Source organism: Sphaerisporangium melleum (assembly GCF_014646695.1).
Classification (GTDB): Bacteria; Actinomycetota; Actinomycetes; order Streptosporangiales; family Streptosporangiaceae; genus Sphaerisporangium; species Sphaerisporangium melleum.
Map to the genome: position 1 here is coordinate 60321 of NZ_BMNT01000008.1, position 7004 is coordinate 67324.

The window sequence follows — 7004 nt, forward strand, 5'->3', positions numbered from 1 at the left end:
CGGCACCCGGGCCGGTGGCGTTCGGGTCACACGGCGAGGTCTCTGGCCGGTGGCAGGGTGCCGTTGCTCAGTCGTCGAGGTCCTGGCGCCGCTTGGCGCGCGGCGACAGGCGGCGCAGCGCGCGGTCGAAGGCGTCACCGAACGGGTTCTCCTGCACGAGGTAGGTCCAGGTGGCCGTCGGGCGCTTGAGTCCGCTTTCGAGCGCGTCGAGCCCTTCGGCGGTGATCGTGGCACCTTCGAACATCTCGATCGAGCGCTTCTCGACCTCCTCCAGCAGGCGCCGGTAGGCGGCCACCCCCTCGCGGTGGAACTCGTCCAGCGGCGACAGCCGGTGGCCGAGGGCGCGCAGGTGGATGCCCTCCCGCACGTCGGACATGAAGCCGAGGTGCTCGGTCCAGCAGCGGTCGAGGTGGTACAGGACGATCTGCCGTGCGGCCTCTCCGAGCACGGCCTCGCCGACCTCGCCGGTCAGCTCCGCCCACCGCTCGGGGGCGGCCGCCGCCAGCGCCTCGGCGCCCGCGTCGCCGTGCAGCACCTTGTTACGCCGCTCCAGCACCAGGTCGCGCTGGCGCTCCAGCAGCCGGGTGTAGCGCCAGGTGTTGCGATGGATGTCCAGGTGGGTGCCCTCGGCCACCCGCTGGGCGTGCCCGACGACGTACGCCGCGCGCTTGTGGCGGACCAGGCCGTCCTCGCCGGCGGCGGGCGGCAGCGGCTCCTCGGGGGCGAACTGGGTGATCAGCGCGTCCTCCAGGCTGACCAGGAAGACCGAACCTCCCGGGTCTCCCTGGCGGCCCGCCCGCCCTCTGAGCTGGTCGTCCAGCCGGCTGCTCGCGTGCCGGCCCGAGCCGATGACGTACAGGCCGCCGAGCTCCGCGACGCCCTCGCCCAGGCGGATGTCGGTGCCCCGGCCGGCCATCTGGGTGGACACGGTGATCGCCGAGCGCTCGCCGGCCCGGGCGATGATGGCGGCCTCCTCGGCGTCGTTCTTGGCGTTCAGCACGACGCAGTCGAGGCCGGCGGCCTTCAGGTCGTCCGCCAGGCGCTCGGACTCCGACACGTCCAGCGTGCCGACCAGGATCGGCCGTCCGGTGGCGTGCACCCGGGTGATCTCCTCGGCGAGCGCGCGCTCCTTGTCGGCCATCGTGCGGTACACCCGGTCGGGTTCGTCCACCCGGACGCAGGGCTTGTTGGACGGGATGACCGCGACCTTCAGCTCGTAGAACTCGCGGAGCTGCTCCTCCACGGCGACCGCGGTGCCGGTCATGCCGCAGATCTGCGGGTATCGGCGGATGAGACCCTGGATGGTGATCGAGTCGAGGATCTCACCGGTCTCGCTGGCCGGCAGCGCCTCCTTGGCCTCCACGGCGGCCTGCAGGCCGTCCGGCCACCGCTGCAGGGTCGCCACCCGGCCGCGTGACTGGTTGACCAGGTGGATGCGCCCGTCGCGCACCAGGTAGTCGACGTCCCGGGTGAGCAGGGCGTGGGCGTGCAGGGCGAGGTTCACCTGGGTCAGCACGTCGAGCGACTCGTACAGGTTGATGCCGCCGAGGGCCTTCTCCACCGCGTCGGTGCCCTTCGCGGTCAGAAAGACGTTGCGGCCCTGGTCGTCCAGCTCGTAGTGGTAACCCCGCGAGAGACGGCGCACCAGCACGGCGGCCTCGGGGGCGTCCACGCCGGGGTCGGCGGCGCCGGCGAGGACCAGCGGGACGCGCGCCTCGTCGACCAGCACGGAGTCGGCCTCGTCGATCAGCGCCACCGACGGCTCGGGGACGACCAGGTCGGCGGGGGAGGTCGCGACGCGGTCGCGCAGCACGTCGAAGCCGATCTCGCTGACCGGGGCGTAGGTGACGTCCTTGGCGTACGCCTCGCGGCGCTCCTCGCGGGTCGAGGACTGCCCGATCCAGCCCACCGACACCCCGAGCGCCTCGTACAGCGGGCCCATCCACTCGGCGTCGCGCCGGGCGAGGTAGTCGTTGACCGACATCACGTGGACGCGCCGGCCGCGCAGGGCGTACCCGGCGGCGGCGATGGCCCCGGAGAGCGTCTTGCCCTCGCCGGTCGCCATCTCGGCGACCTGGCCGTTCAGCAGGGCGAGGGCGCCGACGAGTTGCACGTCGAACGGGCGCATGTCCAGCGTCCGGTGCGCGGCCTCGCGGGCGATCGCGCAGAACTCGGCCAGATCGTCCATGCGGGGGCGGGGGAGCTCGGTCAGTGCCCTGATGCGCTCTTCGTGGCCGTCCGCCTGAGCGGCCAGCCGACGATACGCCCCAATGTTGGCGCTTCCCGGACGATCCAGGAGATTTCTCATAAACCGCGGTATCGAGGCCACGTCACCTCCAACGCCTCCAACTGTAACCGCGTTCCCCCGCCAGGACCGCTCACGCGCTCTGCGCTAAGAGCGATCGCGGCCCGGGTGCCGCGAACCGCACGGTGACGGACAGGCCGCCTCCGGGGCGTGCGCTGGTGGTGAGGGTGGCGTGGTGCGCCTGGGCGACGGCACGGACGATGGCGAGGCCGAGACCGTGGCCGTCGCCGCGCTCACGGCCCAGCTTGCGGAAGGGCTGGAACAGGTTCTCGATCTGGTCGCCGGGGACGACCGGCCCGGTGTTGGTGACCGTGAGGGCGGCCTGCGTGCCGGAGGTCCGAGTGGTGACCTCGACGTGCCCGCCCGGCTGGTTGTGGCGGATGGCGTTGTCGACGAGGTTCGCGACGAGGCTTGCGACCAGTCTCGGGTCCCCGGCGGTCACCGCGGGTGTCAGGTCCCTGGCGAGACGGACGCCCGTCTCCGTCGCCCGGCCGCGGCGTGAGGCGAGCACTTCTTCGACGATGTGGGCGAGGTCGAGAGCGTCCCAGCGGGTGACGCCGCGTTCGCCGGTGGCCAGGTCGAGCAGTGCCTGGACGAGCCGCTCCTGGTGCGCGCCTAGAGCGAGGGCCTCCTCGCAGGCCGAACGCAGGGTGCCGGCGTCGGCGCCGGGGTCGGCGAGGGTGACCTCAAGGAGCGTGCGCAGGCCGGCGAGCGGAGTGCGCAGCTCGTGGGAGGCATTGGCGACGAAGTGGCGCTGGGCGTCGAACGAGGCGTGCAGGCGGGCGAACAGGTCGTCGAGCGTGTGGCCGAGCCGGGTCAGCTCGTCCGTCGGCTCGCCGAGGTCGAGACGCCGGTCGAGATTCCCGGCGGAGATGCTCTCGGCGGTGGCGGTGATGGCACGCAGCGGGTCGAGGAACCGGCCGGCGATGTACCAGCCGAGCGCCAGGGCGATGGGAATCAGGACGACCAGGGCGACCACGGATCCGATGAGAAGCTGCGACAGGCTGATCCCGGCCCCGGTTCCGCTGATCGTGCTCGATGCGGGATCGCCCACGGGTTTGGTCGCCTGGACACCAGCGAGCGAGACGTCGACGAAGACCAGGACGAAGACCCCGGCGGCGTGGATGCCCGCCGCGTAGGCGAGCGCGAGCCGCGTTCGCAGAGACCGTCTGGCGGGCCGCTGAGCGGTCATGACGGCCGGATGCGGTAGCCGCCCTCGCGGATGGTCTCGATCACCGGCGGGTCGCCGAGCTTGGCCCGTAGCCGGTGCATCGTGTGCTTGACGGCGCTGCTGAAGGGGTCGGCGGCCTCGTCCCAGACGCGTTCGAGCAGTGCCTCCGCCGAATGCACCACGCCGGGCACCGCGAGCAGGCATTCGAGCAGGGCGAACTCCCTGGGGCTCAGCGGAAGCCGCCGGCCGGCCCGGGACGCGGTACGGCGAGCCGGGTCGAGGGTGATGTCCCCGCAGGTCAGGATGGGCGGCAGCGGCGGAGTGGCGCGACGGGCCAGGGCACGTACGCGCGCGACCAGTTCGGCGAAGGCGAAGGGCTTGGGCAGGTAGTCGTCGGCACCGAGGCCGAGCCCGTCGACGCGGTCCTCGATCGTGCCCGAGGCGGTGAGCATCAGTACGCGGGTCGCGCAGCGGCCGTGGGCGAGTCGCCGGCAGATGTCGTCCCCGTGGACTCCGGGCAGGTCGCGGTCGAGGATCACCACGTCGTAGCGGGTGGCGGCCAGGCGGTCGAGGGCGGCGGTTCCGTCCAGGACGACGTCGACGGCCATGCCCTCGCGGCGCAGCCCGGTGCCGAGGGAGCGGGCGAGGACCTCGAAGTCCTCGACGACGAGGATTCTCACCGCCGCTCACCGCCGGTCGTCGTGCGGGCGGGGCGGCCGGGTCGAGATGCCATGTCCTCACGATGCCAGATCCCCGGTTTCAGCCCGGTCGCAGCGGCCGCGACCCGGCCGGAACCGGGTCCCCCGTACAACCGTCGGCATGAATCCATTCACCTCTGAGCGATCCGGCCGGCGGGCCGAACGGGACGGCTTTCTTTCGGTGGTGCGCGCAGAATGGACCAGATTCCGTACCGGGCGGGGCCGGGTGCTCGCCATGGCGGCCTCCGTACTGGTCACCGTGTCGCTCGGACTGCTGATCGCCGCGGGCGCCCGCACCACGTGCGTGACAGGGAAGGGAGAAGGCCCCTGCCCCGCGCCACTGGTGGGACCCGATGGCACGGCGGTGCGGGACAAGTACTACTTCGTGCACCAGCCGCTCACCGGGAACGGGACCATCACCGCCCGCGTGTCGGACATGACCGGGCAGATGCGGCTGCCGGACGCCGTACCCGGGGTGCGCACCATCAAGCAGGGAGTGGTGCCCTGGGCCAAGGCCGGGCTCCTCGTCCGGCAGAGCCTCGAGCAGGGCACACCGTACGCCGCCGTCATGCTCACCGGAGAGCACGGCGTACGGATGCAGTACAACTACGTTCACGATGTGGCCGGCGGTCCGCACAACGGCCCGCAGTGGCTGCGGCTGACCAGATCGGGCGACACCATCACCGGCCACGAGTCGGACGACGGCAAGACGTGGACCGAGGTCGGCACGGTCACGCTGCCGGGGCTGCCGCGGACGGTCGAGATCGGGCTGTTCGCCACCTCGCCCGGCGCGTTGTGGGACATGGCGGCGGCCTTCTCCCAGGCCACCGCCACCTTCGACCAGATCAGGCTGCAGGGCGTGAACGGTACGTGGCGGCACGACGACGTCGGCGTCACCATGGAGTCCGACGGCAGGACGCCGCACCACCCGGGCGGGGTGGTCGAATCCGGCGACAAGCTCATCGTGACCGGAGGCGGCGACATCGGGCCCGCCACGATGGAGGGCGGTCTGCGCGCCGACCTCATGCTGATCGGCGGGGCCGCGGGGCTGATCCCGGTGCTCGTGGTCGCGGTCACCTTTCTCACGGTGGAACACCGGCGCGGACCGCTCAGAGCCGGCCCGGCGGCCGGGCCGCGTCCGGCGCGGCTGCTCGCGGCCCAGGCCGCGGTGGTCGGCACGGTCGCGTTCGTGGCGGGGCTGATGACCTCGGGGGTCGTGGTCCCCGCCGGTCTGGCGATCTTGCGTGCTCATGAGAACCCGGTTCAGCCGATCACCCCGGGTACCGAGCTCCGCGTGATCGTCGGCTTCGCGGCGCTGACGGCGCTCGCCGCCGTGCTGGCTCTCGGCCTCGCCGCGCTGGTCAGGCGGGCCGTCGTCGCCATCGGGTCGGCCATCGCGCTGGTCGTGGCACCCTACGTGCTGGCGACCGCGGGTCTGGCGCCATGGCTGCTGGTGATCACCCCTGCCGCCGGGTTCGCGATCACGCAGAGCGTCCCCACGTACGCGCACGTGGACGTCGTCCCGTCACTGCTCGGGGGTTACTACCCGCTCTCGCCCTGGGCAGGGTTGGCGATGACCTGCGGATATGCCGTCCTTGCGCTCGGGGTGGCGATCGCCGTCCACCGCGGGGGACCCGCCGGGCGGGTCAGCGGGCCTGGGCCGGGACGTCCCGCCGGTCGGCGCTGGGGTGCTCGGCGAGCGGGACCTGCCGGATCATGAAGGCCAGCACCAGGCCGGCCAGGATGACCGGCACCACGTAGAGGAAGATCGGCGGCAGGGCCTGCGCGTACGCCCGTGCGATGACCTGGCGGGCGGCGGCCGGCATCGCGTGCAGCATCTGCGGGGTCATCGCGCCGACCCCGCCCGGCGGCAGCCGCGCGCCGCTCGCCGCGAGCGCGTCCGTGAGCCGGTGGGTGAAGATCGAGCCCACCAGTGAGGTGCCCAGCGAGGCGCCGGTCTGGCGGAAGTAGTTGACCGCGGAGGTGGCCGCGCCCACGTCCCGGTGGTCCACGGCGTTCTGCACGATCAGCACGAGCACCTGCATGACCATGCCGAGCCCGAACCCGGTCACGAACATGTACATGGCGTTGAGCGCCATCGAGGAGTCGGCGGTCATCCGCGACAGCAGCGCGAGGCCGGCGGCCAGGATGGTCAGGCCGGCGATCGGGAAGACGCGGTAGCGGCCGGTCGCCGCGATGATCCGCCCTGATCCGATCGAGGTGATGGTCATGCCCGCGACCATGGGGAGCATGAGCAGCCCGGACTTCGTCGCGCTCGCGCCGTTCACCATCTGCAGGAACGTCGGAAGGTAGGCGATGGCGGCGAACATGCCGACGCCGACCGTCACCGAGATCGCGGCGGGCAGCGTGAACAGGCCGTCCCGGAACAGGCGCAGCGGGATGATCGGCTCGGCCGCCACCCGCTCGGCGAACACGAACCCCGCGGCCAGCACCACCGCCCCGGCGGCCAGGCAGACGATCACCGGGGAGTCCCAGGAGTACTGCGTGCCGCCCCAGCTCGTCACCAGCACGACGCACGCCGAGGCGCCGGCCAGCAGCGCGGTGCCGAGGACGTCCAGGCGGGGCCGCACCCGCGGCCTGGGCAGCTTCAGCACGACGGCGGTGAGCGCCAGCGCGACCAGCCCGAGCGGGAGGTTGACGTAGAAGCACCAGCGCCAGCTCGTGTGGTCGGTGAAGAAACCGCCGATGAGCGGGCCGATGACCGACGACAGGCCCCACACCGCCCCGATGACCCCGATGTAGCGGCCGCGCTCGCGCGGCGAGACGAGGTCGGCCACGATGGCCTGCACGCCGATCATCAGCCCGCCGC

Annotated in this window: 5 protein-coding genes; 1 reads left to right on the top strand and 4 read right to left on the bottom strand. The window is 72.4% G+C overall.

Annotated elements, in window-relative coordinates; all coding sequences use genetic code 11:
- Positions 1-67: 67 nt before the first annotated feature.
- From secA2 to IEY93_RS08830, 3 genes are all read right to left on the bottom strand, one after another.
- Positions 68-2308 carry an accessory Sec system translocase SecA2 gene (gene secA2, locus IEY93_RS08820; protein ID WP_189162491.1) on the bottom strand — a complete coding sequence of 747 codons (2241 nt, stop codon included), beginning with the start codon at positions 2306-2308 and terminating at the stop codon, positions 68-70.
- Between the two features lie 70 nt (positions 2309-2378).
- Complete coding sequence (locus IEY93_RS08825) at positions 2379-3497, bottom strand: sensor histidine kinase (RefSeq protein ID WP_189162492.1); 1119 nt, start codon at positions 3495-3497, stop codon at positions 2379-2381.
- Complete coding sequence (locus tag IEY93_RS08830) at positions 3494-4156, bottom strand: response regulator transcription factor (RefSeq protein WP_189162493.1); 663 nt, start codon at positions 4154-4156, stop codon at positions 3494-3496. The genes IEY93_RS08825 and IEY93_RS08830 overlap by 4 nt, the downstream gene beginning before the upstream one ends.
- Before the next feature lie 139 nt (positions 4157-4295).
- Between IEY93_RS08830 and IEY93_RS08835 the strand changes: the two genes are divergently transcribed.
- Complete coding sequence (locus tag IEY93_RS08835) at positions 4296-5894, top strand: DUF1349 domain-containing protein (protein WP_203968654.1); 1599 nt, start codon at positions 4296-4298, stop codon at positions 5892-5894.
- Here the strand turns inward: IEY93_RS08835 and IEY93_RS08840 are convergent.
- A partial coding sequence (locus tag IEY93_RS08840) for an MFS transporter (protein WP_229690990.1) occupies positions 5821-7004 on the bottom strand: 1184 nt, incomplete at its 5' end. The genes IEY93_RS08835 and IEY93_RS08840 overlap by 74 nt on opposite strands.